General features: G+C 59.0%; 19 protein-coding genes. 17 read left to right on the top strand and 2 right to left on the bottom strand.

Going from position 1 to position 21,160, the window contains the following annotated elements:
* The first annotated feature begins 26 nt into the window (after nucleotides 1-26).
* From mnmE to glmS, 17 genes are all read left to right on the top strand, one after another.
* Nucleotides 27-1,394: a tRNA uridine-5-carboxymethylaminomethyl(34) synthesis GTPase MnmE gene (gene mnmE / locus ACQKEK_RS20190; protein ID WP_499144196.1), complete on the top strand. Its 1,368-nt coding sequence runs from the start codon at nucleotides 27-29 to the stop codon at nucleotides 1,392-1,394.
* A 603-nt stretch (nucleotides 1,395-1,997) separates the two neighbouring features.
* The gene (gene mnmG, locus ACQKEK_RS20185) at nucleotides 1,998-3,890 is read left to right on the top strand and encodes a tRNA uridine-5-carboxymethylaminomethyl(34) synthesis enzyme MnmG (RefSeq protein ID WP_499144195.1); all 1,893 of its coding nucleotides are present in this window, start codon (nucleotides 1,998-2,000) and stop codon (nucleotides 3,888-3,890) included.
* Nucleotides 3,891-3,895: 5 nt separating this feature from the next.
* Entirely contained in the window at nucleotides 3,896-4,537 is a 642-nt protein-coding gene (gene rsmG / locus ACQKEK_RS20180; RefSeq protein ID WP_499144204.1) for a 16S rRNA (guanine(527)-N(7))-methyltransferase RsmG, read from the top strand.
* An 18-nt stretch (nucleotides 4,538-4,555) separates the two neighbouring features.
* The gene (locus tag ACQKEK_RS20175; RefSeq protein ID WP_045422977.1) at nucleotides 4,556-5,344 is read left to right on the top strand and encodes a ParA family protein; all 789 of its coding nucleotides are present in this window, start codon (nucleotides 4,556-4,558) and stop codon (nucleotides 5,342-5,344) included.
* A gap of 9 nt (nucleotides 5,345-5,353) precedes the next feature.
* Nucleotides 5,354-6,226, top strand: coding sequence for a ParB/RepB/Spo0J family partition protein (locus tag ACQKEK_RS20170; RefSeq protein WP_128121715.1), 873 nt, complete (start codon nucleotides 5,354-5,356; stop codon nucleotides 6,224-6,226).
* Nucleotides 6,227-6,360: 134 nt separating this feature from the next.
* Nucleotides 6,361-6,759 carry a F0F1 ATP synthase subunit I gene (locus ACQKEK_RS20165; RefSeq protein WP_082082164.1) on the top strand — a complete coding sequence of 133 codons (399 nt, stop codon included), beginning with the start codon at nucleotides 6,361-6,363 and terminating at the stop codon, nucleotides 6,757-6,759.
* A gap of 14 nt (nucleotides 6,760-6,773) precedes the next feature.
* Nucleotides 6,774-7,646, top strand: a complete 873-nt coding sequence (gene atpB / locus ACQKEK_RS20160; protein ID WP_045422983.1) for a F0F1 ATP synthase subunit A — start codon at nucleotides 6,774-6,776, stop codon at nucleotides 7,644-7,646.
* Between the two features lie 69 nt (nucleotides 7,647-7,715).
* Entirely contained in the window at nucleotides 7,716-7,943 is a 228-nt protein-coding gene (gene atpE / locus ACQKEK_RS20155; protein ID WP_019340921.1) for a F0F1 ATP synthase subunit C, read from the top strand.
* Between the two features lie 93 nt (nucleotides 7,944-8,036).
* Entirely contained in the window at nucleotides 8,037-8,507 is a 471-nt protein-coding gene (locus tag ACQKEK_RS20150) for a F0F1 ATP synthase subunit B (protein ID WP_019340922.1), read from the top strand.
* 12 nt (nucleotides 8,508-8,519) lie between these two features.
* Complete coding sequence (locus ACQKEK_RS20145; protein ID WP_045422986.1) at nucleotides 8,520-9,056, top strand: F0F1 ATP synthase subunit delta; 537 nt, start codon at nucleotides 8,520-8,522, stop codon at nucleotides 9,054-9,056.
* Nucleotides 9,057-9,071: 15 nt separating this feature from the next.
* Nucleotides 9,072-10,616, top strand: coding sequence for a F0F1 ATP synthase subunit alpha (gene atpA / locus ACQKEK_RS20140; RefSeq protein WP_499144194.1), 1,545 nt, complete (start codon nucleotides 9,072-9,074; stop codon nucleotides 10,614-10,616).
* A 50-nt stretch (nucleotides 10,617-10,666) separates the two neighbouring features.
* On the top strand, nucleotides 10,667-11,530 hold the full coding sequence (atpG, locus tag ACQKEK_RS20135; protein ID WP_499144193.1) for a F0F1 ATP synthase subunit gamma: 864 nt from the start codon (nucleotides 10,667-10,669) through the stop codon (nucleotides 11,528-11,530).
* A gap of 30 nt (nucleotides 11,531-11,560) precedes the next feature.
* Nucleotides 11,561-12,937 (top strand): F0F1 ATP synthase subunit beta, encoded by a 1,377-nt coding sequence (gene atpD, locus ACQKEK_RS20130; protein ID WP_046163280.1) that lies wholly within the window; start codon nucleotides 11,561-11,563, stop codon nucleotides 12,935-12,937.
* 80 nt (nucleotides 12,938-13,017) lie between these two features.
* Nucleotides 13,018-13,446, top strand: a complete 429-nt coding sequence (locus ACQKEK_RS20125) for a F0F1 ATP synthase subunit epsilon (protein ID WP_046163281.1) — start codon at nucleotides 13,018-13,020, stop codon at nucleotides 13,444-13,446.
* Between the two features lie 120 nt (nucleotides 13,447-13,566).
* Nucleotides 13,567-14,931 (top strand): bifunctional UDP-N-acetylglucosamine diphosphorylase/glucosamine-1-phosphate N-acetyltransferase GlmU, encoded by a 1,365-nt coding sequence (gene glmU / locus ACQKEK_RS20120; RefSeq protein WP_499144192.1) that lies wholly within the window; start codon nucleotides 13,567-13,569, stop codon nucleotides 14,929-14,931.
* Nucleotides 14,932-15,512: 581 nt separating this feature from the next.
* The gene (locus ACQKEK_RS20115; RefSeq protein ID WP_499144191.1) at nucleotides 15,513-16,295 is read left to right on the top strand and encodes a DeoR/GlpR family DNA-binding transcription regulator; all 783 of its coding nucleotides are present in this window, start codon (nucleotides 15,513-15,515) and stop codon (nucleotides 16,293-16,295) included.
* 2 nt (nucleotides 16,296-16,297) lie between these two features.
* The gene (gene glmS, locus ACQKEK_RS20110; RefSeq protein ID WP_499144190.1) at nucleotides 16,298-18,148 is read left to right on the top strand and encodes a glutamine--fructose-6-phosphate transaminase (isomerizing); all 1,851 of its coding nucleotides are present in this window, start codon (nucleotides 16,298-16,300) and stop codon (nucleotides 18,146-18,148) included.
* 54 nt (nucleotides 18,149-18,202) lie between these two features.
* Here the strand turns inward: glmS and ACQKEK_RS20105 are convergent, their stop codons facing one another.
* Nucleotides 18,203-18,745 carry a biliverdin-producing heme oxygenase gene (locus ACQKEK_RS20105; protein ID WP_499144189.1) on the bottom strand — a complete coding sequence of 181 codons (543 nt, stop codon included), beginning with the start codon at nucleotides 18,743-18,745 and terminating at the stop codon, nucleotides 18,203-18,205.
* Nucleotides 18,745-21,147 carry a response regulator gene (locus ACQKEK_RS20100; RefSeq protein ID WP_499144188.1) on the bottom strand — a complete coding sequence of 801 codons (2,403 nt, stop codon included), beginning with the start codon at nucleotides 21,145-21,147 and terminating at the stop codon, nucleotides 18,745-18,747. The genes ACQKEK_RS20105 and ACQKEK_RS20100 overlap by 1 nt, the downstream gene beginning before the upstream one ends.
* Between the last annotated feature and the right edge of the window lie 13 nt (nucleotides 21,148-21,160).

Here is a 21,160-nt window from a genome sequence, read left to right as displayed (position 1 = left end):
TGCATTATCGCCACCTGGAGGGTTTGATGAGCCAAGATCGCGAAACCATCGCCGCCGTCGCCACAGCACCCGGTCGTGGTGGGATTGGCGTAGTGCGCGTTTCGGGCCCCCGAGCCAAAGCCGTCGCGATCACGCTCAGCGGCCGAGAACCAGTACCCCGGCATGCCCACTACGGTCCGTTCCATGCCGATGACGGTGAAGTCATTGATGAAGGGCTGATGCTGTTCTTCCCCGGACCCCATTCATTTACCGGCGAGGATGTACTGGAACTCCAGGGCCACGGCGGTCCGGTCGTCATGGACATGTTGTTGCGCCGTTGCGTCGAACTCGGAATTAGGCCTGCTAGGCCCGGTGAGTTCAGTGAGCGAGCGTTCCTCAACGACAAGCTGGACCTGGCTCAGGCTGAGGCAATCGCAGACCTTATCGAGGCGAGTTCGGCGCAAGCAGCTCGAAATGCAGTTCGCTCGCTACAGGGCGATTTCTCTCGTCGCGTGCATCACCTCACCGAAAGCCTGGTGAACCTGCGCATTTACGTCGAAGCGGCAATCGATTTTCCAGAAGAAGAAATCGATTTCCTCGCCGACGGTCGGGTGCTGGCGCTGCTCGAGCAGGTCCGTGGTGAGTTATCCACAGTTCTGCGAGAGGCAGGACAGGGCGCGCTGCTGCGCGAAGGAATGAACGTGGTCATTGCCGGTCGCCCCAACGCCGGAAAATCTAGCCTGCTAAACGCATTGGCGGGGCGTGAGGCGGCGATCGTGACCGACATAGCTGGCACCACGCGCGATCTGCTGAAGGAACATATCCAGATTGATGGTATGCCGTTGCACATTGTCGATACTGCCGGGTTGCGTAATACCCTGGACGAGGTGGAGCGGATCGGGGTGGAACGGGCGATCAAAGCGATCGAGGACGCCGACCGGGTATTGCTGGTAGTGGACGGCAGTGCGGCTTCTGCTTCAGACGATGAATCCAGTTGGCCGGACTTGCTTATTACCAGACCAGACCCAGCTAAGACCACGATCATTCGAAACAAGGCCGATCTCACTGGCGACTCCGTCGCTCTATCCGTCGATGCAGACGGGGTCACCACGCTTAGCCTCTCGGCGCGCTCGGGCGATGGGCTAGAGATGCTTCGTGAGCATCTCAAGCGCTGCATGGGCTATGACCAAACTGCGGAAAGCGCCTTCAGTGCCAGGCGCAGGCATCTAGACGCACTCCGCAAGGCAGCCGAGTACCTCGACCATGGCCATGCTCAGTTGACGCTGGCAGGCGCAGGCGAACTGCTGGCTGAAGATCTGCGCCAAGCGCAGCAGGCACTCGGTGAGATCACCGGCACGTTCAGCTCCGACGATCTGCTGGGCCGCATTTTCTCGAGCTTTTGCATCGGCAAATAGCCGGTCGATACAAGCGTCTTAGCTGGTACCTCAGGGCTGTCCAGCGCTGAGCGGGCCCGCTCGCTCTCTTCTTTTCCACCGTATGCCTGAAGAATGTCGACTTCGACCTCTGCAGACCCAGCGGCTGGATTTGCGACGTGCAATGCTCGGACGTACAACAATCATCCAGTTGCTTCTTCCAGCCTAACCGCTGTCATTTTTGTCTAGCGAGCGTGGAATAAACACTGTGGAAAACCATGCCTAAGCTCGGTCAATAACCGGTGTGCAACCGTCTCTCCGTAACCCACTGTGGATAACCATGCATTCCATGCACAGGGTATCAACCGTGCTTCCACCGTCCGTACCGCAGCTAGACACACCCTTTCTTTCTCTTACAGGACGCTCAACGTATGGCCTACAGAGATCTATCCACAGATATCGGCTGCCTATTTATAAACATAACAATAAGCTTTAAATCATTCTCTTATTTATTTCTTATTACCTGTATCGAACTACAAAAGACTGCTACTGGTCATTTTTTGTTCAGAGGCCTTCTTTCGCGGACACCTAGTGCCTATACTGGCGAGCTTCCTGAGACTCAACCAAACAGGCACGAGGTGCGTGGTGGATTTCCCTTCCCGTTTTGACGTCATCGTTATCGGTGGCGGCCATGCCGGTACCGAAGCGGCTCTGGCAGCTGCTCGAATAGGCGTGAAGACACTGCTGCTCTCTCATAATGTCGAAACGTTGGGACAGATGAGCTGCAACCCGGCCATCGGCGGCATTGGCAAAAGCCATTTGGTCAAGGAAATCGACGCACTTGGCGGCGTTATGGCGACTGCCACGGACAAGAGCGGCATTCAGTTCCGCGTACTCAACAGCCGCAAAGGCCCAGCCGTACGGGCGACTCGCGCACAAGCTGACCGGGTTTTGTATAAGGCCGCTGTGCGCGAAGTGTTGGAAAACCAGCCCAATCTGTGGATATTTCAGCAAGCTGCTGACGACTTGATCGTTGAAGCCGATCAGGTCAAGGGCGTAGTGACCCAGATGGGCCTGCGTTTCCTTGCCGAATCGGTTGTCCTTACAACCGGCACCTTTCTTGGCGGACTTATCCACATCGGTCTGCAGAACTATTCCGGTGGTCGGGCTGGCGATCCCCCATCGATTGCATTGGCTAAACGCTTACGCGAACTCCCATTGCGGGTTGGCCGGCTGAAGACCGGAACGCCTCCGCGAATCGACGGACGCTGCGTCGACTTTTCGGTGATGACCGAGCAGCCGGGTGACACGCCGATACCGCCCATGTCGTTTCTCGGCCACGCGGCGCAGCATCCACGGCAAGTGAGCTGCTGGATCACTCATACCAACGTGCGCACTCACGAGATCATCGCCGCTAACCTCGATCGGTCACCGATGTATTCAGGTGTCATCGAGGGTGTCGGGCCGCGTTACTGCCCGTCGATCGAGGACAAGATTCATCGTTTTGCCGACAAGGACAGCCATCAGGTCTTCATCGAACCTGAGGGCCTGACCACCCACGAGCTCTATCCGAACGGTATTTCCACCTCATTGCCGTTCGACGTGCAGCTGCAGATCGTGCAAAGCATTCGCGGAATGGAGCAGGCGCACATCGTGCGGCCCGGGTACGCCATCGAGTACGACTATTTCGACCCGCGTGATTTGAAATACAGTCTGGAAACCAAGGTGATTGGAGGCCTGTTCTTCGCAGGACAGATCAACGGCACCACCGGTTACGAAGAGGCCGGCGCCCAAGGGTTGCTGGCCGGCACCAATGCCGCGCTACGCGCCAAAGGGGTGGAAAGTTGGTGCCCACGCCGGGACGAGGCGTATCTCGGCGTGCTGGTCGACGACCTGATCACCCTCGGCACTCAGGAGCCGTATCGCATGTTTACCTCGCGCGCCGAGTACCGGCTGATTCTGCGTGAGGACAACGCCGATCTTCGGCTGACTGAAAAAGGCCGCGAGCTGGGGTTGGTCGATGATGTTCGCTGGGCCGCCTTTGAGCGCAAGCGCGAAAGCATCATCCAGGAAGAGCAGCGCTTGCGAAGCACCTGGGTTCGTCCAGGTACTGAGCAGGGCGATGCCATCGCTGAACGTTTCGGCACGCCGCTGACCCATGAATACAATTTGCTGAACCTGTTGGCGCGGCCGGAGATCGATTACCTCAGTCTCGTGCAGCTCACCGGTGGCGGAACGACAGATCAGCAGGTTGCTGAGCAGGTCGAAATCAAGACCAAGTACGCTGGCTATATCGATCGGCAACAGGAGGAAATCCTCCGCTTGCGCGCCAGCGAATCCATCGGGTTGCCGGCTGAGCTGGATTATTCGAGCATTTCCGGTTTGTCGAAGGAAATTCAGCACAAGCTTTCCCTGGCGCGGCCAGAAACGCTTGGTCAGGCGTCACGGATTCCGGGGGTAACGCCAGCGGCGGTGTCGCTGCTGATGATTCATCTGAAAAAACGTAGCGCCGGGCGGAAGCTGGAGCAGAGCACGTGATGGCGATGGGATTGGTCAGTCATGCCGATGAACTCAAGCAGGGCGCTTCCCTGCTGGGGATCGACCTCAGTAGCATTCAGCAACAGCAGCTGCTGGACTATCTCACGTTGCTCAACAAGTGGAACAAGGCCTACAACCTAACCGCAGTGCGCGATCCGGCGGAAATGGTTTCTCGGCACTTGCTCGACAGCCTTAGCGCTGTGTCACAAGCAGAGCTAGGTGGCGCACGCTGGCTCGACGTTGGCAGTGGCGGTGGCATGCCGGGTATCCCGCTGGCGATCATGTTTCCCGAGCGCAACTTCACCCTGCTCGATTCCAATGGCAAGAAAACCCGCTTTCTAACCCAGGTAAAGCTGGAGCTGAAGCTCGCCAATGTGGAAGTTGTCCACAGCCGCGTCGAGCAATTCACCCCCTCGCAGCCATTCACTGATATCACCTCGCGTGCGTTCAGTTCGCTTGAGGATTTTGCCAATTGGACGCGCCATCTCAGCGACTCAGCCACGCGCTGGCTCGCAATGAAAGGGATACAACCGGACGATGAGGTGCAAGCGCTTCCGGCGGACTTCCAGCTGGAACGCTGCGTGGTTCTCAAGGTTCCAGGTTGCCAAGGGCAACGCCACCTGTTGATACTGCGGCGCACTTCATGAACCGGACAGACACTGACCATGGCTAAAGTATTTGCCATCGCCAACCAGAAAGGCGGTGTCGCCAAGACGACCACCTGCATCAACCTAGCGGCTTCGCTCGTGGCGACGCGTCGCCGTGTGTTGCTGATCGATCTTGATCCACAGGGAAACGCCACCACTGGCAGCGGTGTGGATAAGTTGGCGTTGGAGTACTCGATATACGATGTCTTGATCGGCGAATGCAGCCTGGTCGATGCCATGCAGTTCTCCGAGCACGGCGGTTATCAACTACTGCCAGCTAACCGTGACCTGACCGCCGCCGAAGTCGCCTTGCTTAATCTACCGGCGAAAGAGAACCGCTTGCGCGAAGCGCTGGCACCAGTTCGGGAAAATTACGATTACATCCTCATCGATTGCCCACCCTCCCTGTCAATGCTGACGATCAATGCCCTGACCGCCGCCGATGGCGTGATCATTCCGATGCAGTGCGAGTATTACGCGCTCGAAGGGCTGACCGATCTGGTCAATTCGATCCAGCGTATCGGTCAGGCATTGAACCCTTCGCTGAAAATTGAGGGTTTGCTCCGTACCATGTATGACCCTCGCAGCAGCCTGACCAACGATGTTACCGAGCAGTTGAAAGCGCACTTCGGTGAGAAGCTCTACGACACTGTGATTCCACGCAATGTGCGCCTGGCCGAAGCCCCCAGCCATGGCATGCCGGCGTTGGTCTATGACAAGCAATCCAAGGGCGCCTTGGCCTATCTGGCACTGGCAGGCGAATTGTCGCGCCGCCAGCGCCGGGCCGCCCGCAGCGTAACCGCATAAGGAAACTTGATGGCGACCAAAAAACGAGGCCTAGGACGAGGTCTGGATGCCCTCCTCGGCGGTGCCAACGTGGCGGCGATACAAGAGGAAGCCGCCCAGGCCGATGTGCGTGAGCTGCAACAGTTGCCGCTCGACGTGATTCAGCGCGGCAAGTACCAGCCGCGCCGCGACATTGATCCGGTGACCCTCGAAGAACTGGCCAATTCGATCCGTACTCAGGGTGTGATGCAGCCGATCGTGGTTCGCTCGATCGGCTCTGGCCGCTATGAAATCATTGCCGGCGAGCGGCGCTGGCGTGCCAGTCAGCAGGCAGGTCTGGACCGGATCCCGGCCATGGTCCGGGATGTTTCCGATGAGGCAGCCATCGCGATGGCGTTGATCGAAAACATCCAGCGCGAAGATCTCAGCCCTATCGAGGAAGCCGTTGCGCTTCAACGGTTGCAGCAGGAGTTTCAGTTGACTCAGCAACAGGTCGCGGACGCCGTGGGCAAATCCCGGGTGACCATCAGCAATCTGTTGCGTCTGATCGCCTTGCCAGAAGAAATCAAGACGCTCCTCTCGCATGGCGATCTGGAAATGGGTCACGCCCGGGCTTTGCTTGGACTTCCCGCTGATCAACAGGTAGAGGGCGCGCGGCATGTTGTCGCACGGGGACTGACCGTACGGCAGACCGAAGCGCTGGTAAGGCAATGGTTGAACAAACCGGAAAGTGGCAAGGCTGAGCCGAAAAGCGACCCTGACATTGTCCGTCTGGAGCAGCGTCTCGCTGAGCGGCTGGGCTCGCCGGTGCAAATCAAGCATGGCGAGAAGGGCAAGGGGCAGCTGGTGATCCGTTATAGTTCGCTGGATGAGCTGCAGGGTGTGCTTGCGCACATTCGCTGATACAAAGTTTATGTAGTGGCGGTCAGAAAGTGCTACCTGAAGGTTGAACGCAGAATGGGCTGCTCCTATACTCGCGGCGCTTTTTTGACTGCGATCAATCTGGACGGCGCACGTATTTTGGCGATGGACGCACGGTGAATATACGCAACAAGACACCTCTCCATCGGTTACCTGTAGTACGTGTTTTAGTCGTACAGGCGATCGTTGCGTTTGGCACAGGCGTAGTATGCGCTGTGATTTTTGGTATGGTTGCCGGCTATTCGGGATTGCTTGGTGGCCTGATTGCGTTACTGGCTAACCTGTACTTCGCGTTCAAGGCATTTCGCTATTTTGGCGCGCGATCGGCCAAAGCCATCGTTCAGTCCCTTTGGGCTGGCGAAATGGGCAAGCAGATTCTGGCAGCAGCGCTATTTGCGCTGGTGTTTGTAGGAGTGAAACCGCTGCAACCGGCAGCTTTATTCGTCGGTTACCTGTTGGTTTTGGGCGCCGGAGCGAGCGCCCTCCTGCTGATGAAAAATAATCCGAAGCATTGAGCACTGAGGCGTTTATGGCGAGTACCCCGGCGGAATACATCCAGCACCACTTGCAGAATCTGACCTACGGAAAACTGCCGGAAGGTTACGTGCGCGCAGACGGCTCAGTCGTTGACCAAGCGACTTGGACCATTGCCCATTCGGGCGTGGAAGCGCGTGACATGGGTTTCATGGCCGTTCATCTCGACACGCTCGGATGGTCACTCTTCATGGGCCTGATCTTCATCCTGGTGTTTCGCATGGCAGCCAAGGGCGCTACTGCGGGCACTCCGGGCCGCCTGCAAAACTTCGTCGAGATGTGCGTGGAGTTTGTCGAAGGGGTAGTGAAGGATACCTTCCATGGTCGCAACGCCCTCATCGCTCCATTGGCCCTGACCATTTTCGTCTGGGTGTTCCTGATGAACAGCCTGAAGTGGATTCCGGTCGACTACATTCCGGGCCTGGCGAGCATGATTGGCCTGCCGTACTTCAAGATCGTTCCGACTGCTGATCCGAACGGCACCTTCGGTCTGTCGCTTGGTGTGTTCATCCTGATTCTGTTCTACAGCTTCAAGGTCAAGGGCTTCGGCGGTTTTACCAAGGAACTGGCGTTCACGCCGTTCAATCATTGGTCGCTGGTCCCGTTCAACCTGTTCCTTGAGATCCTCGGTCTGCTGACCAAGCCGTTGAGCCTGGCTCTGCGTCTGTTCGGCAACATGTATGCCGGTGAGGTGGTGTTCATCCTTATCGCGCTGCTGCCGTTCTACGTGCAGTGGACCCTGAATGTACCCTGGGCGATTTTCCACATCCTGGTGATCCCGCTGCAGGCGTTCATCTTCATGGTTCTGACCGTGGTGTACCTGAGCTCTGCGCATGAAGACCACAGTCATGCCGAACTCACGCCGTAACAGTTGAACCGGTTCAACACGTTTCGTTTTACCCAAGAAAACCTTAACCCTTAGCTTCAGGAGCTTTACATGGAACTCGTCTACATCGCCGCCTCTATCATGATCGGTCTGGGTGCCCTGGGCACTGGCATCGGCTTCGCCCTGCTGGGCGGCAAGCTGCTGGAATCCACTGCTCGTCAACCCGAGCTGGCTCCGCAGCTGCAAACCAAGACCTTCCTGATGGCTGGTCTGCTCGACGCCGTACCGATGATCGGTGTTGGTATCGCGATGTACCTCATCTTCGTTGTCGCTGCCTAAGACTTTTCCGGTTCCTGATGGGGTTCGCCTAGCGAGCCCCGTTGCCGTGGAATTGACAACCGCGTCGAACGAGATAGCACGAGGTATATCGCTGTGAACATTAACTTGACGCTGTTCGGTCAAACGTTCGCTTTCGCTATTTTCGTCTGGTTTTGCATGAAGTACGTATGGCCGCCAATCACCAAGGCCATGCAAGAACGCCAGAAGAAAATCGCTGAAGGACTGGACGCCGCAGGCCGTGCGCAGCAAGACCTAAAATTGGCTCAGGAAAAGGTTTCCAATACCCTCCGTGAGACCAAGGGGCAAGCTGCCCAGATTCTTGAGCAAGCCAACAAGCAGGCCAACGCCATCGTTGAGGATGCCAAGCAACAAGCGCGCGTCGAAGGCGAGCGACTGGTCGCCGGCGCCCGCGCCGAGATCGAGCAGGAAGTGAATCGTGCCAAGGAGCAACTGCGCAATCAGGTAGCCGTGTTGGCTGTCATGGGTGCGGAGAAGATTCTGGAGTCCCAGGTGGACGCCAAGGCACACAACGATCTGGTCGAAAAACTGGCCTCCCAACTCTAAGCGAGGCAAGCGATGATCAATACCCAGACGCTTGCTCGGCCATACGCAAAGGCCGCTTTCGAGTTCGCCAGCGCGGCTGGCCGGATTGATGCATGGTCGGGCATGTTGAGCCTGGCTGCGGTCGCTGTTGACGTTCCCCAAGTTGCCGAACTGCTGAAAAATCCGCGTCTGACCAGTGAAAACAAGGTCCAGACGCTGGTTCAGCTGTTCGGTAGCGACATCGATGAAGCGTTCCGAAACTTCGTCTCCACCCTGGGCGATAACGATCGTCTGGATGTGTTGCCGACCATTCGGGAGCTTTTCGAGGAACTCAAGGCTGAAGCCGAAAAGACACTCGACGTTGAAGTGCAGACAGCCTTCGAGCTGACCCCTGCACAACTCCAAACTTTGGCTGCCGCCTTGTCGAAGCGGCTAGATCGTACCGTCAACCCCCAGCAGGTCGTGAACCCTGCGCTGATCGGCGGCGTTGTTATCCGCGCCGGCGATGTGGTTGTCGATGGTTCGGTCCGCGGCAAACTGAGCCAGTTGGCCGAATCGTTGAAATCCTGATTTGAGGGTCGTGGCATGCAGCAACTGAATCCTTCCGAGATTAGTGAAATCATAAAGCAGCGTATCGGTAGTTCCGATGTGTCTGCTCAAGCGCGTAACGAAGGCACCGTCGTCAGTGTTTCCGACGGTATCGTGCGCATTTACGGCCTGGCCGATGTCATGTACGGGGAGATGATCGAATTCCCTGGTGGCGTTTTTGGCATGGCCCTGAACCTGGAGCAGGACTCTGTAGGCGCCGTGGTACTGGGCGCTTACCAGAGCCTGACCGAAGGCATGAGCGCCAAGTGCACCGGTCGTGTACTGGAAGTTCCGGTAGGTCCGGAGCTGCTGGGTCGCGTCGTTGACGCACTGGGTAACCCGGTGGACGGCAAGGGCCCGGTCGATGCGCAGGCAACTGACGCAGTCGAAAAAGTCGCACCGGGCGTGATCTGGCGTAAGTCGGTCGACCAGCCAGTCCAGACTGGCTACAAGTCGGTCGACGCGATGATCCCGGTTGGCCGTGGTCAGCGCGAGCTGATCATCGGTGACCGTCAGATCGGTAAGACCGCTCTGGCCATCGACGCGATCATCAACCAGCGCAACAGTGGCATCAAGTGCGTCTACGTTGCGATCGGTCAGAAGCAGTCAACCATCGCCAACGTAGTGCGCAAGCTGGAACAGCACGGTGCTCTGGCCAACACTATCATCGTTGCCGCTTCGGCTTCCGAGTCGGCTGCGCTGCAGTTCCTGGCACCGTACGCCGGCTGCACCATGGGCGAATACTTCCGTGATCGCGGCGAAGACGCGCTGATCGTGTATGACGATCTGTCCAAGCAGGCCGTAGCCTATCGCCAGATTTCCCTGCTGCTGCGTCGTCCGCCGGGACGCGAAGCCTACCCAGGCGACGTCTTCTATCTCCACAGCCGCCTGCTGGAGCGTGCTTCGCGCGTTTCCGAAGAGTATGTTGAGAAGTTCACCAATGGCGCCGTGACTGGCAAGACCGGTTCCCTGACCGCTTTGCCTATCATTGAAACCCAGGCCGGTGACGTATCCGCGTTCGTTCCGACCAACGTGATTTCGATCACCGACGGTCAGATCTTCCTCGAGTCGTCCATGTTCAACGCGGGTATCCGTCCGGCCGTTAACGCCGGTATCTCGGTATCCCGCGTCGGTGGCGCCGCGCAGACCAAGATCATCAAGAAGCTCTCCGGTGGCATTCGTACCGCACTGGCTCAGTACCGTGAGCTGGCGGCGTTTGCCCAGTTCGCCTCTGACCTGGACGAAGCGACCCGCAAGCAGCTTGAGCATGGTCAGCGTGTCACCGAGCTGATGAAGCAGAAGCAGTACGCGCCGATGTCCATTGCCGACATGGCGGTGTCCCTGTACGCAGCCGAGCGTGGCTTCCTGCAGGACATCGAAGTTGCCAAGGTTGGTGCCTTCGAGCAGGCGTTGATTGCCTATTTCCATCATGAGCATGCTGCTCTGCTGGACAAGATCAACGTGAAGGGCGACTTCAACGACGAAATCGACGCAGGCATCAAAGCCGGCATCGAGTCGTTCAAGGCCACCCAATCCTGGTAAGCCGCGGCGGGAGCCGCGAGGCTCCCGCTTGCTAACCCGATAGGTGTCAAATGGCAGGCGCAAAAGAGATTCGCAGCAAGATTGCGAGCATCAAAAGCACGCAAAAGATCACCAGCGCCATGGAAAAGGTGGCCGTCAGCAAGATGCGCAAGGCACAGATGCGCATGGCTGCCAGCCGTCCCTATGCGGAGCGGATTCAGCAGGTTATTGGCCATCTGGCCAATACCAACCCTGAATACCGTCATCCGTTCATGGTTGAGCGCCCGGTCAAGCGTGTCGGCTACATCGTCGTGTCGTCTGATCGTGGGCTTTGCGGCGGCTTGAACACCAACCTGTTCAAGGCGCTGATCAAGAGTATGAAGGAATGGCACGACCAGAAGGTTGAAGCCGACCTATGCGTGATCGGTAACAAAGGTGCGAGCTTCTTCCGCAGCTTTGGCGGCAACGTGGTCGCAGCAGTTAACGGTCTTGGTGAAGAGCCGTCGATCAATGATCTGATCGGCAGCGTCAAGGTCATGTTGGATGCTTTCGATCAAGGCCGTCTGGACCGTCTCTACCTGGTGTCGAACAAGTTCATCAACACCATGACGCAGAAACCGACCGTAGCCCAGCTGCTGCCGTTGGCCGCGAGCGACGATCAGATCGCGCCGAAAGGTAAGTGGGACTATCTGTACGAACCCGACGCTCGCTTGTTGCTGGATGCGCTGCTGGTTCGTTACGTCGAATCCCAGGTCTACCAGGCCGTGGTTGAAAACGGTGCCGCTGAACAAGCTGCCCGGATGATCGCCATGAAGAACGCAACCGACAACGCCGGTGAGCTGATCGGCGACCTGCAACTGGTCTATAACAAGGCCCGTCAGGCTGCGATCACCCAGGAAATTTCGGAAATCGTCGGCGGCGCTGCCGCGGTTTAAGAACGGTTCAAATATTCAGAGGAACCAAACATGAGTAGCGGACGTATCGTTCAAATCATCGGCGCCGTTATCGACGTGGAATTTCCGCGCGATGTGGTACCGAGCATATATGACGCGCTGAAAGTCACTGGCGCCAACACCACCCTGGAAGTTCAGCAGCAGCTGGGCGACGGCATTGTCCGTACCATCGCCATGGGTTCGACCGAAGGCCTCAAGCGCGGTCTGGACGTCACCAACACTGGCGCTGCTATCTCTGTACCAGTGGGCACTGCCACGCTGGGCCGGATCATGGACGTGCTCGGCAACCCGATCGACGAAGCCGGTCCCATCGGCGAAGAAGAGCGCTGGGGCATCCATCGCGCGGCGCCGAGCTATGCCGAACAGGCTGGCGGCAATGAGCTGCTGGAAACCGGCATCAAGGTTATCGATCTGGTTTGCCCATTCGCTAAAGGCGGTAAGGTCGGTCTGTTCGGTGGTGCCGGTGTCGGCAAGACCGTAAACATGATGGAACTGATCCGTAACATCGCCATGGAGCACAGCGGTTATTCCGTATTCGCCGGTGTGGGTGAGCGTACTCGTGAAGGTAACGACTTCTATCACGAGATGAAGGACTCCAACGTTCTGGACAAGGTTGCACTGGTCTACGGCCAGATGAACGAGCCACCAGGAAACCGTCTGCGCGTGGCACTGACAGGCCTGACCATGGCCGAGAAGTTCCGCGACGAAGGCAAGGACGTTCTGCTGTTCGTCGACAACATCTACCGTTACACCCTGGCCGGTACCGAAGTGTCCGCGCTGCTGGGTCGTATGCCGTCTGCGGTGGGTTATCAGCCGACGCTGGCCGAGGAAATGGGCGTTCTGCAGGAGCGCATCACCTCCACCAAGAGCGGTTCGATCACCTCCGTTCAAGCCGTCTACGTACCTGCGGACGACCTGACTGACCCGTCCCCGGCGACCACCTTCGCCCACTTGGACGCTACCGTGGTTCTGTCGCGTGACATCGCTTCCCTGGGTATCTACCCGGCGGTCGATCCTCTCGACTCCACCTCGCGCCAGCTGGACGCCAACGTGATTGGCCAGGAGCACTACGACACCGCTCGCGGCGTCCAGTATGTGCTGCAGCGCTACAAGGAGCTTAAGGACATCATCGCGATTCTGGGTATGGACGAACTGTCCGAAGCCGACAAGCAGCTGGTATCCCGGGCTCGTAAGATCCAGCGCTTCCTGTCCCAGCCGTTCTTCGTTGCTGAAGTCTTCACCGGTTCGCCAGGCAAGTACGTTTCGCTGAAAGAAACCATCCGTGGCTTCGCCGGCATCCTCAACGGTGACTATGATCACCTGCCGGAGCAGGCGTTCTACATGGTTGGCGGTATCGACGAAGCCATCGAGAAAGCCAAGAAACTGTAACTGGCGCGCCCGTTTGCGGGCGCCAATAAGCTCTGCTGGTGGCGAAGATTTCCAGCAGAGCTCATTACCGAGGCATAAGTATGGCTATGACAGTCCACTGTGACATCGTCAGCGCGGAAGAAGAGCTGTTCTCGGGGCTGGTAGAGATGGTCATCGCCCATGGTCACCTGGGTGACTTGGGCATTCTGCCGGGCCACGCTCCTTTGCTGACTGATCTCAAGCCCGGTCCGGTGCGTGTGATCAAGCAGGGCGGCGAAGAAGATATCTTCTACATTTCTGGCGGCTTCATTGAAGTCCAGCCAAATATGGTGAAGGTGCTTGCCGATACTGCGACTCGCGCCAAGGATCTGGACGAGGCGGCAGCGAAAGCTGCTGTTACAGCCGCTGAAAAAGCGTTGCACGAGAAGGGTGCCGAGTTTGACTACGGCTCCGCTGCTGCGCGTCTCGCCGAGGCTGCAGCTCAGCTGCGGACGATCGAGGCGATGCGCAAGAAGTACGGTCGCGGTTGATTCGGTAACGGCTTCATCGCGAACGAGTAAAAGGGTAGCCTTGGCTACCCTTTTTCTTTTTCTACCGTTTGGAAATAATCTCCCGCGTCGCTCTGCGGCTAGGTTTGTTCAGGATCTGCCATGTCTCTCGATATCGTCATTCTCGCTGCTGGTCAGGGCACGCGCATGCGCTCTGCCCTGCCGAAAGTTCTGCACCCGGTTGCCGGTCAATCCATGCTCGGGCATGTCATCGACACCGCTCGCGCACTCAAGCCGAAGGCCATCCATGTTGTGATCGGCCACGGTGCCGAGCGGGTTCGTGAACAGCTGGTAGCAGATGATCTGAATTTCGTTGTGCAGGCCGAGCAATTGGGTACAGGACACGCCGTGGCTCAGGCGCTTCCGGCATTGTCGGCCGAGCGTGTGCTGATTCTTTATGGTGATGTACCGCTGATCGAAGCGGCGACGCTCGAACGACTCCTGCAGCAAGTGAATCCGCAGCAGCTCGCTTTGCTCACGGTGGATCTAGCCGACCCGAGTGGCTACGGACGGATCGTGCGTGACGCACAAGGTGTGGTTCAGGCAATCGTCGAGCACAAGGATGCCTCGGCTGAGCAGAAACTCATCTCAGAAGGCAATACTGGCATTCTCGCGGTCCCGGGTGAGCGGCTCGGTGATTGGCTGGGTAGACTTTCAAACAGCAACGCCCAGGGTGAGTACTACCTGACTGATGTGATCGCCATGGCCGTGGCAGACGGCCTAGTGGTGGCTACCGAACAGCCGTTGCATGCGATGGAAGTCCAGGGCGCTAACGATCGCATTCAGCTGGCTGAGCTTGAGCGGCACTATCAGCAGCGCGCCGCGCGCCGTTTGATGGCGCAGGGTGTCACCCTACGAGATCCGGCCCGCTTCGACTTGCGTGGTGAGGTCACGGTTGGACGTGACGTGCTGATTGATGTGAACGTGATTCTCGAAGGCAAGGTCGTGATCGAGGACGGCGTAGAGATCGGCCCTAACTGCGTGATCCGCAACAGTACGCTGCGCCGCGGTTCGGTGGTCAAAGCCAACAGTCATCTGGACGGCGCTGAGCTTGGCGAAGCCGCCGATTGCGGACCGTTTGCCCGTTTGCGTCCCGGCGCGGTGTTGGGCGCCAAAGCGCACGTTGGCAACTTCGTTGAGGTGAAGAACTCAAGCCTGGGTGATGGCGCCAAGGCCGGTCACCTGGCTTATCTAGGTGATGCGGAAATCGGTGCGCGGACCAACATCGGTGCTGGCACCATTACCTGCAATTACGACGGCGCGAACAAGTTTCGCACGGTGATGGGCAAGGATGTATTCATTGGCTCCAACAGCTCGTTGGTTGCCCCGGTCACCCTAGGCGATGGCGCAACCACCGGCGCAGGCTCGGTGATTACAGCCGACGTCCCGGCCGGAACTCTGGCCCTCGGGCGAGCGCGGCAAGCATTGATCACGGGCTGGCGACGGCCGCAGAAAAAGCAGAAATAGTGCTCGATGCCTATCACTGGAGCATGCGCTGGCGGGAGCGTGCGGAGCTTGTTCACGGGATCGTTCCCCGGGCCGGCCATTGCTGTTGCGATCATAGGGGTGCTGAACCAATCGCGTCAGTCCAGCCGTACAGGTGAGCGCCTCGAGCAGCGCAGTCCTTGAGCAATCCCGCGCAATAAGCTACTGAACTGCCGCCTGGCTTAGGCCCTGCCTACGGAGCGTCGGTCAACGAGGCCTATCGGTACGTCCAGGGCTTCGTCGGACACCTGCTGCCGTAGCGTGAGCAAGCCATCGAGCGCATGTCCAATGCGTCGAACTGCGCGAAAACCCGCTTCAGGCCAAGCCGAAGCTAATCGGGATCTGTACGGCGCTGGTTGGTTGGCCTTATGTGGACGCCAGCCCGCAGCGTGACCCCGCCGGTCGAAGCTATTGCGGCGACGCTAAACGACCTCGCCAGCGGCGAGGGAATCTGACTCGACCTCGACCAACTTGTCGGCCTTCGGCCTTCGGCGTTAGGAGTTGACTGAGCTGCTGGATTAGGTTTTGATTCGCCAAATTATCTTTCGAACCGAAACTTAACCATGTCGAAACGCAACACACCGCAACGACGTCACGCCATACTCGCCTTGCTCAACGAGCAGGGCGAGGTCAGCGTCGATGAGTTGTCCAGGCGTTTCGAAACCTCCGAAGTGACCATTCGCAAAGACCTCGCCGCGCTGGAGAAGAACGGCTTGCTGCTGCGCCGCTACGGCGGTGCGGTGCCCTTGCCGCAGGAACTGATCGGCGACAGTGCGCAGCCAGTCTCGCTCTGGAAGCAAGCCATCGCCCGAGCGGCTGTCGGGTGCATTCGCGAACATGCGCGAATCATCATCGACAGTGGCACCACTACCGCGGCGATGATCCCGCAGCTGGGCCACAAGCACGGTCTGTTAGTCATGACCAATTCCCTGAGTGTCGCCAACGCGTTGCGTGAGCTGGAGCATGAGCCGACACTGCTGATGACTGGTGGTACCTGGGATCCGCATTCCGAGTCGTTCCAGGGGCAGGTGGCAGAACAGGTGCTGCGCTCTTACGACTTTGACCAGTTGTTCATCGGGGCAGACGGTATCGATCTGCAGCGTGGCACCACCACGTTCAATGAGCTGCTCGGCCTGTCACGGGTCATGGCCGAAGTCGCGCGCGAAGTCATCGTGCTCGCCGAGTCCGACAAGATCGGCCGACGTATACCCAATCTGGAGTTGCCCTGGGGTGACATCCATACCCTTATCACGGACGAACGCCTCAGCACCGAGGCGCGTTCAAGTATTCAGGCCCGCGGCATCAAGCTGATCTGCGCGGCCATCGAACCCCCTCAGGAGACCTGACCATGTGTGGCATTGTTGGCGCCGTCGCTGAACGCAACATCACCCCGATTCTGCTCGAAGGCCTCAAGCGCCTGGAATACCGCGGCTACGACAGTGCAGGCGTTGCCGTGCTGGACGACGGCAGCCAGCTGCATCGCCTGCGCCGTTCGGGCAAGGTCGCTGAGTTGGAACAGGCTCAACAGGAAGAGCAGCTCACCGGTCGCCTAGGCATCGCGCACACCCGCTGGGCGACTCACGGTGCCCCTTGCGAGCGCAACGCCCACCCGCATTTTTCCGGTGATGATCTCGCCGTTGTGCATAACGGCATCATCGAGAACCACGAGGCGCTGCGCCAGCAGTTGAAAGGGCTGGGTTATGTCTTCGTCTCTGATACCGATACCGAAGTTATCGTCCATCTGCTGCACCTCAAGCTCGGCGAGGTTGGCGACCTGACCGTCGCGCTCAAGGCGGCGGTCAAGGAGTTGCATGGCGCTTATGGCCTGGCGGTTGTCAGCGCGAAGCAGCCGGACCGCTTGGTTGCCGCACGCAGCGGCAGCCCGCTGGTGATTGGCTTGGGGTTGGGTGAGAATTTCCTTGCCTCCGATCAGCTGGCGCTGCGTCAGGTAACCGACCGCTTCATGTACCTGGAAGAAGGTGACATTGCCGAGATCCGCCGCGACAGTGTGAAGATCTGGGACCTGGCCGGTCAGCCGGTCGAGCGCGAAAGCGTGCAATACCACGAAGGCGCTGAAGCCGCAGACAAGGGCGAATACCGCCACTTCATGCTCAAGGAGATCCATGAGCAACCGAAGGTGGTGCAACGCACCCTCGAAGGCCGCCTCGGTGATCACCAGGTGCTGGTGCAGGCGTTCGGCCCGCAGGCAGCGGAGTTGTTTGCCAAGGTGCGTAACGTGCAGATCGTCGCCTGTGGTACTAGCTATCACGCCGGCATGGTCGCTCGCTATTGGCTGGAAGAGCTGGCTGGTATTCCGTGTCAGGTCGAGGTCGCCAGCGAATTTCGCTACCGCAAGGTTGTGGTGCAGCCCGACACCCTGTTCGTCACCATTTCCCAGTCCGGCGAAACCGCTGATTCGCTCGCCGCGTTGCGCAACGCCAAATCACGTACCGAAGGGGAAGGGCGTTACCTCGCCAGTCTGGCCATCTGCAATGTTGGTATCAGCTCGCTGGTCCGCGAGTCCGACCTGACCCTGTTGACCCAGGCCGGTCCGGAGATCGGCGTGGCCTCGACCAAGGCGTTCACCACTCAGCTGGTTGGCCTGTTGCTGCTGACCCTGTCGCTCGGTCAGGTGCGCGGCACCTTGGCGCCGGCTCTGGAGGCGGAGCTGATCGACGAATTGCGCCGCCTGCCGACGCGTCTCGGTGAGGCGCTGGCCATGGATACCACGGTGGAAAAGATCTCCGAGCACTTCGCCGAGAAGCACCACACCTTGTTCCTCGGCCGAGGTGCGCAGTATCCGGTGGCCATGGAAGGCGCGCTGAAGCTCAAGGAGATTTCCTACATTCACGCCGAGGCCTATCCGGCCGGTGAGCTCAAGCATGGCCCCTTGGCGCTGGTCGACGCCGATATGCCGGTGGTTACGGTGGCACCGAACAATGAGTTGCTGGAAAAGCTTAAATCCAACCTCCAGGAAGTGCGCGCGCGCGGCGGAGAGCTGATTGTTTTCGCGGACCGCGAAGCGGGCATCGAAAACGGCGAGGGCACCTTTATCGTCAGCATGCCGCATATCCACGACGTGCTGGCGCCAATCCTCTATACCATCCCCTTGCAGCTGCTTTCCTACTACGTCGCAGTCCTGCGGGGCACTGACGTCGATCAGCCGCGCAACCTGGCTAAATCGGTAACCGTGGAATAGCGGTTGAGGTCCTCAACATCTGTAAGCAGAAAAGCCCGAAAGGGCTTTTCTGCTTTAAGACCTGTTCGACCGGGCGGCGCTCAGGAAGCGTTCGAAGGTTGCATGCGCACCGGCCAGCACCTCTGACCAACCGCAGGCCGCTGCCTGCTGTTCCAGCTCATGCAGAAAGCTCGGCCAAAACGGCGTTGCGTTGCCGTGACTTAGATAGCGTAGCGGGGCAGAGGGGTTGGCTTCTGCTACGCGTCGCGCCAGTACACGTCCACCCAGGCGTGACCCTTCAACGACGTACGCTGCGCCCCAGCACCAACCGGATGAGGGTGCTGTGTCAGGCTGCGCTGATGTGGGTTCCGTACAACCCAACGCCTGCAGATCTGCAAGCAATGCCTGACGCCTGCTGCGCTGGGACCAGTCATTGAGCATCGTTTCGATGCCCGCCTGCTCCAGCGTGAGCTCTAACGGGATGAGCGCTAGCGCATGGGCCTGTAGAAAGGCTCGGTAGCCATCGGTCTGATCCAGCTGATAGGCCGAAAAGGCAGCGTCGACGCGTTCATGCTGAAGCGCGGTGGCTGCGCGTAGGCGATTTCGCACGCTGTCCATCAGGCCGAGCTGCTTTCTTTCAGAACCATGCTCAGCTTTCGCACCAATTGTTCTTCACGAAAGGGCTTCTGGATGATGGTCGAGCTGCCCATACCCAGTTCGCCGAGCTCGGCGTACCCGGTGATGAACACCACGGGCAGCTTGGGATAGCGAGACGAGACTGCACGGGCGAGTTCACCCCCGTTCATGCCTGGCATGGCGAAATCTGCGAGCAGCAGATCCACCGCCGCGCCCTGTTCGAGCATCTCCAAGGCCATACGACCACCGTCGGCCTGAACCACTGCGTAGCCCAGATTGCTTAGCATCTGTGCGGTTACTTCGCGCACGGCGTGATCGTCGTCGACCAGCAGTACTCTATGCGAGGCGTCGTCGACGGGCGTGCCCAGCTCATGGTCCGGGACGCCGAGGCTGCGTTCCGGTGCGGTCACTCGAGGCAGATAGACCATCACTGTGGTACCGACGCCCAGCTCAGTCTCGATGCGCGCTCCGCCACCGGATTGCTTGGCGAAACCGAACACTTGCGCCAAACCGAGCCCTGAACCTTTACCCACTTCCTTGGTAGTGAAGAAAGGCTCGAAAGCTTTTTGCAGCACCTCATCGCTCATGCCTGAACCGGTGTCCTTCACCGAGAGGACGACGTACTCGCCTGGCCCAGGTTCTTCGGCCCGCTCCGCTGGTGCTGTGATCACCGCGTTGTCGGTATGCAGTGTGAGGCAGCCGCCGGAGCCCATGGCGTCGCGTGCGTTGATGGCGAGATTGAGGATGATCATCTCGATTTGTGTAGGGTCGACCAGCGCGTGCCAGAGCCCTGCACGGGTGTCGGTTTCGATGGTCACGGAACCGCCCAGGGTGCTGTGCAACAGACTCAAGAGACCGACCAGAGTGTCGTTCAGGTCCACAGCTTTGGGGGCGAGTTGCTGTCTGCGTGCGAACGCAAGTAGCTGGCTGGTCAGGGTTGCGCCGCGTTCGCCGGATTCCTGAATGTACTGCAGGCGGCTGAGCGACTTGGCCAGTGGAGCGCCTCGTTCCAGATCATTCTTGAGGAAGCTGGCGCTGGTAAGGATCACCGTCAGCAGATTGTTGAAGTCGTGTGCGACGCCTGCCGTGAGCTGGCCAACCGCCTCGAGCCGTTGCATCTGCTGCAGGGTGGCTTCGATGCGCTCGCGCTCTTTGATCTGTTCGGTCAATTCCCGGTTGGCCGCCGCGAGCTTGTCCACCGCTGCGATTTCGCTGGTGATGTCGCGCGCGGCGGCATACATCATTCCCGCCTCCGGTACCGCAGTCCAGGACAGCCAGCGGTAGCTGCCATCGCAATGTTGCATGCGGTTGACGAAGCGGTCGGTGACGTTGCCGCTGCGAATCCGTTCGGTTTCTGCGTGAGTCGCTGTGAGGTCATCGGTATGAACCAGCGACCACAACGGCGTATTGAGCAGCTGTTCACGCGGCCAGCCAAGCGCTTCTTCCCAGGCGGGGTTGAGCGCCACCACGGTGGTGTCGAACCGCATGACGGCCAGCAGGTCTCTGGACAGCTCCCAGGTGCGGTCACGTTCCCGGGTGCGCTCTTGCACACGCTCACCCAAGGTCTCGTTCATGCGCTTGAGCGCTTCGGTCGCCAGCCGCTGCTCGGTGACATCCATCACCACCCCAATGAAGCGCTTGCACAGGCCATCTTCGAAGAACGCCTGACCGCGGGTCTCGAACCAGCGGACCTGGCCGCACTCAAGCATGATCCGATAGTCGGTGGTGTACTCCTTGTCGCCATCGTCGGTGCTGATGGCGTCCCAGATATGCTCGCGCATACGCTGCAAGTCGTCGGGGTGGCACAGCGACTCGAATACCTGGATGTCCACCGGCGCTTCGCCCGGTAAGCCGAACATGCTCCGACAGCGCCGGTCCAGGATCATCGTGCCGTTTTGTGGTTCGTAATCCCACATGCCGAGCCCGGCAGCGTCGATCGCCAATCGGGCCCGCACCTCGACCTCACGCAACGCTTCTTCTGCGCGCAGACGCCCTCGCCGTTCCTGCACTTCGCTGAGGGCTCGCTCGACAGCCTTCGGCAGAAACCCAAGGTTCTGCTTGAGCACATAGTCGACTGCACCTGAGCGCATCATGTTTACAGCATGCTCTTCACCGAATACGCCGGACAGAAAGATAAAGGGAGTGTCGGGTGCGAGCTGCCTGGCTTCCTGCAATACCAGGCTGCCGGAATAACCGGGGAGGATGAAGTCGGAAAGAATCAGATCAAAGGCGCGACGTTGCAAGGCTTCGACAACACCTGCGTGGTCGAAAACCACTTCGCTATCGACGGTGTAGCCGCTCCTTTCGAGCGTGACGAGCGCTAGTTCAGCGTCGTGCGGGCTGTCTTCAACAAACAGGACGCAGATAGGTGTTGTCGCCGGCATAACCATCCTGTCG

The sequence above is a fragment of the Pseudomonas sp. NPDC077408 genome (genome assembly GCF_050269105.1).
GTDB lineage: Bacteria > Pseudomonadota > Gammaproteobacteria > Pseudomonadales > Pseudomonadaceae > Stutzerimonas.
The sequence above is the reverse complement of the archived record's forward strand: the minus strand, read 5'-3'. Positions and strand labels throughout refer to the sequence as shown.

Excerpts from the sequence above, each read along its gene's own strand:
- mnmE (WP_499144196.1), top strand. The coding sequence starts at position 27 with ATGAGCCAAGATCGCGAAACCATCGCCGCCGTCGCCACAGCACCCGGT.
- atpG (WP_499144193.1), top strand. The coding sequence starts at position 10,667 with ATGGCAGGCGCAAAAGAGATTCGCAGCAAGATTGCGAGCATCAAAAGC.
- atpA (WP_499144194.1), top strand. The coding sequence starts at position 9,072 with ATGCAGCAACTGAATCCTTCCGAGATTAGTGAAATCATAAAGCAGCGT.
- ACQKEK_RS20100 (WP_499144188.1), bottom strand. The coding sequence starts at position 21,147 with ATGCCGGCGACAACACCTATCTGCGTCCTGTTTGTTGAAGACAGCCCG.
- ACQKEK_RS20115 (WP_499144191.1), top strand. The coding sequence starts at position 15,513 with ATGTCGAAACGCAACACACCGCAACGACGTCACGCCATACTCGCCTTG.
- atpB (WP_045422983.1), top strand. The coding sequence starts at position 6,774 with ATGGCGAGTACCCCGGCGGAATACATCCAGCACCACTTGCAGAATCTG.
- ACQKEK_RS20125 (WP_046163281.1), top strand. The coding sequence starts at position 13,018 with ATGGCTATGACAGTCCACTGTGACATCGTCAGCGCGGAAGAAGAGCTG.
- glmU (WP_499144192.1), top strand. The coding sequence starts at position 13,567 with ATGTCTCTCGATATCGTCATTCTCGCTGCTGGTCAGGGCACGCGCATG.
- ACQKEK_RS20145 (WP_045422986.1), top strand. The coding sequence starts at position 8,520 with ATGATCAATACCCAGACGCTTGCTCGGCCATACGCAAAGGCCGCTTTC.
- ACQKEK_RS20105 (WP_499144189.1), bottom strand. The coding sequence starts at position 18,745 with ATGGACAGCGTGCGAAATCGCCTACGCGCAGCCACCGCGCTTCAGCAT.
- rsmG (WP_499144204.1), top strand. The coding sequence starts at position 3,896 with ATGGGATTGGTCAGTCATGCCGATGAACTCAAGCAGGGCGCTTCCCTG.
- ACQKEK_RS20175 (WP_045422977.1), top strand. The coding sequence starts at position 4,556 with ATGGCTAAAGTATTTGCCATCGCCAACCAGAAAGGCGGTGTCGCCAAG.
- ACQKEK_RS20170 (WP_128121715.1), top strand. The coding sequence starts at position 5,354 with ATGGCGACCAAAAAACGAGGCCTAGGACGAGGTCTGGATGCCCTCCTC.
- atpD (WP_046163280.1), top strand. The coding sequence starts at position 11,561 with ATGAGTAGCGGACGTATCGTTCAAATCATCGGCGCCGTTATCGACGTG.
- atpE (WP_019340921.1), top strand. The coding sequence starts at position 7,716 with ATGGAACTCGTCTACATCGCCGCCTCTATCATGATCGGTCTGGGTGCC.
- glmS (WP_499144190.1), top strand. The coding sequence starts at position 16,298 with ATGTGTGGCATTGTTGGCGCCGTCGCTGAACGCAACATCACCCCGATT.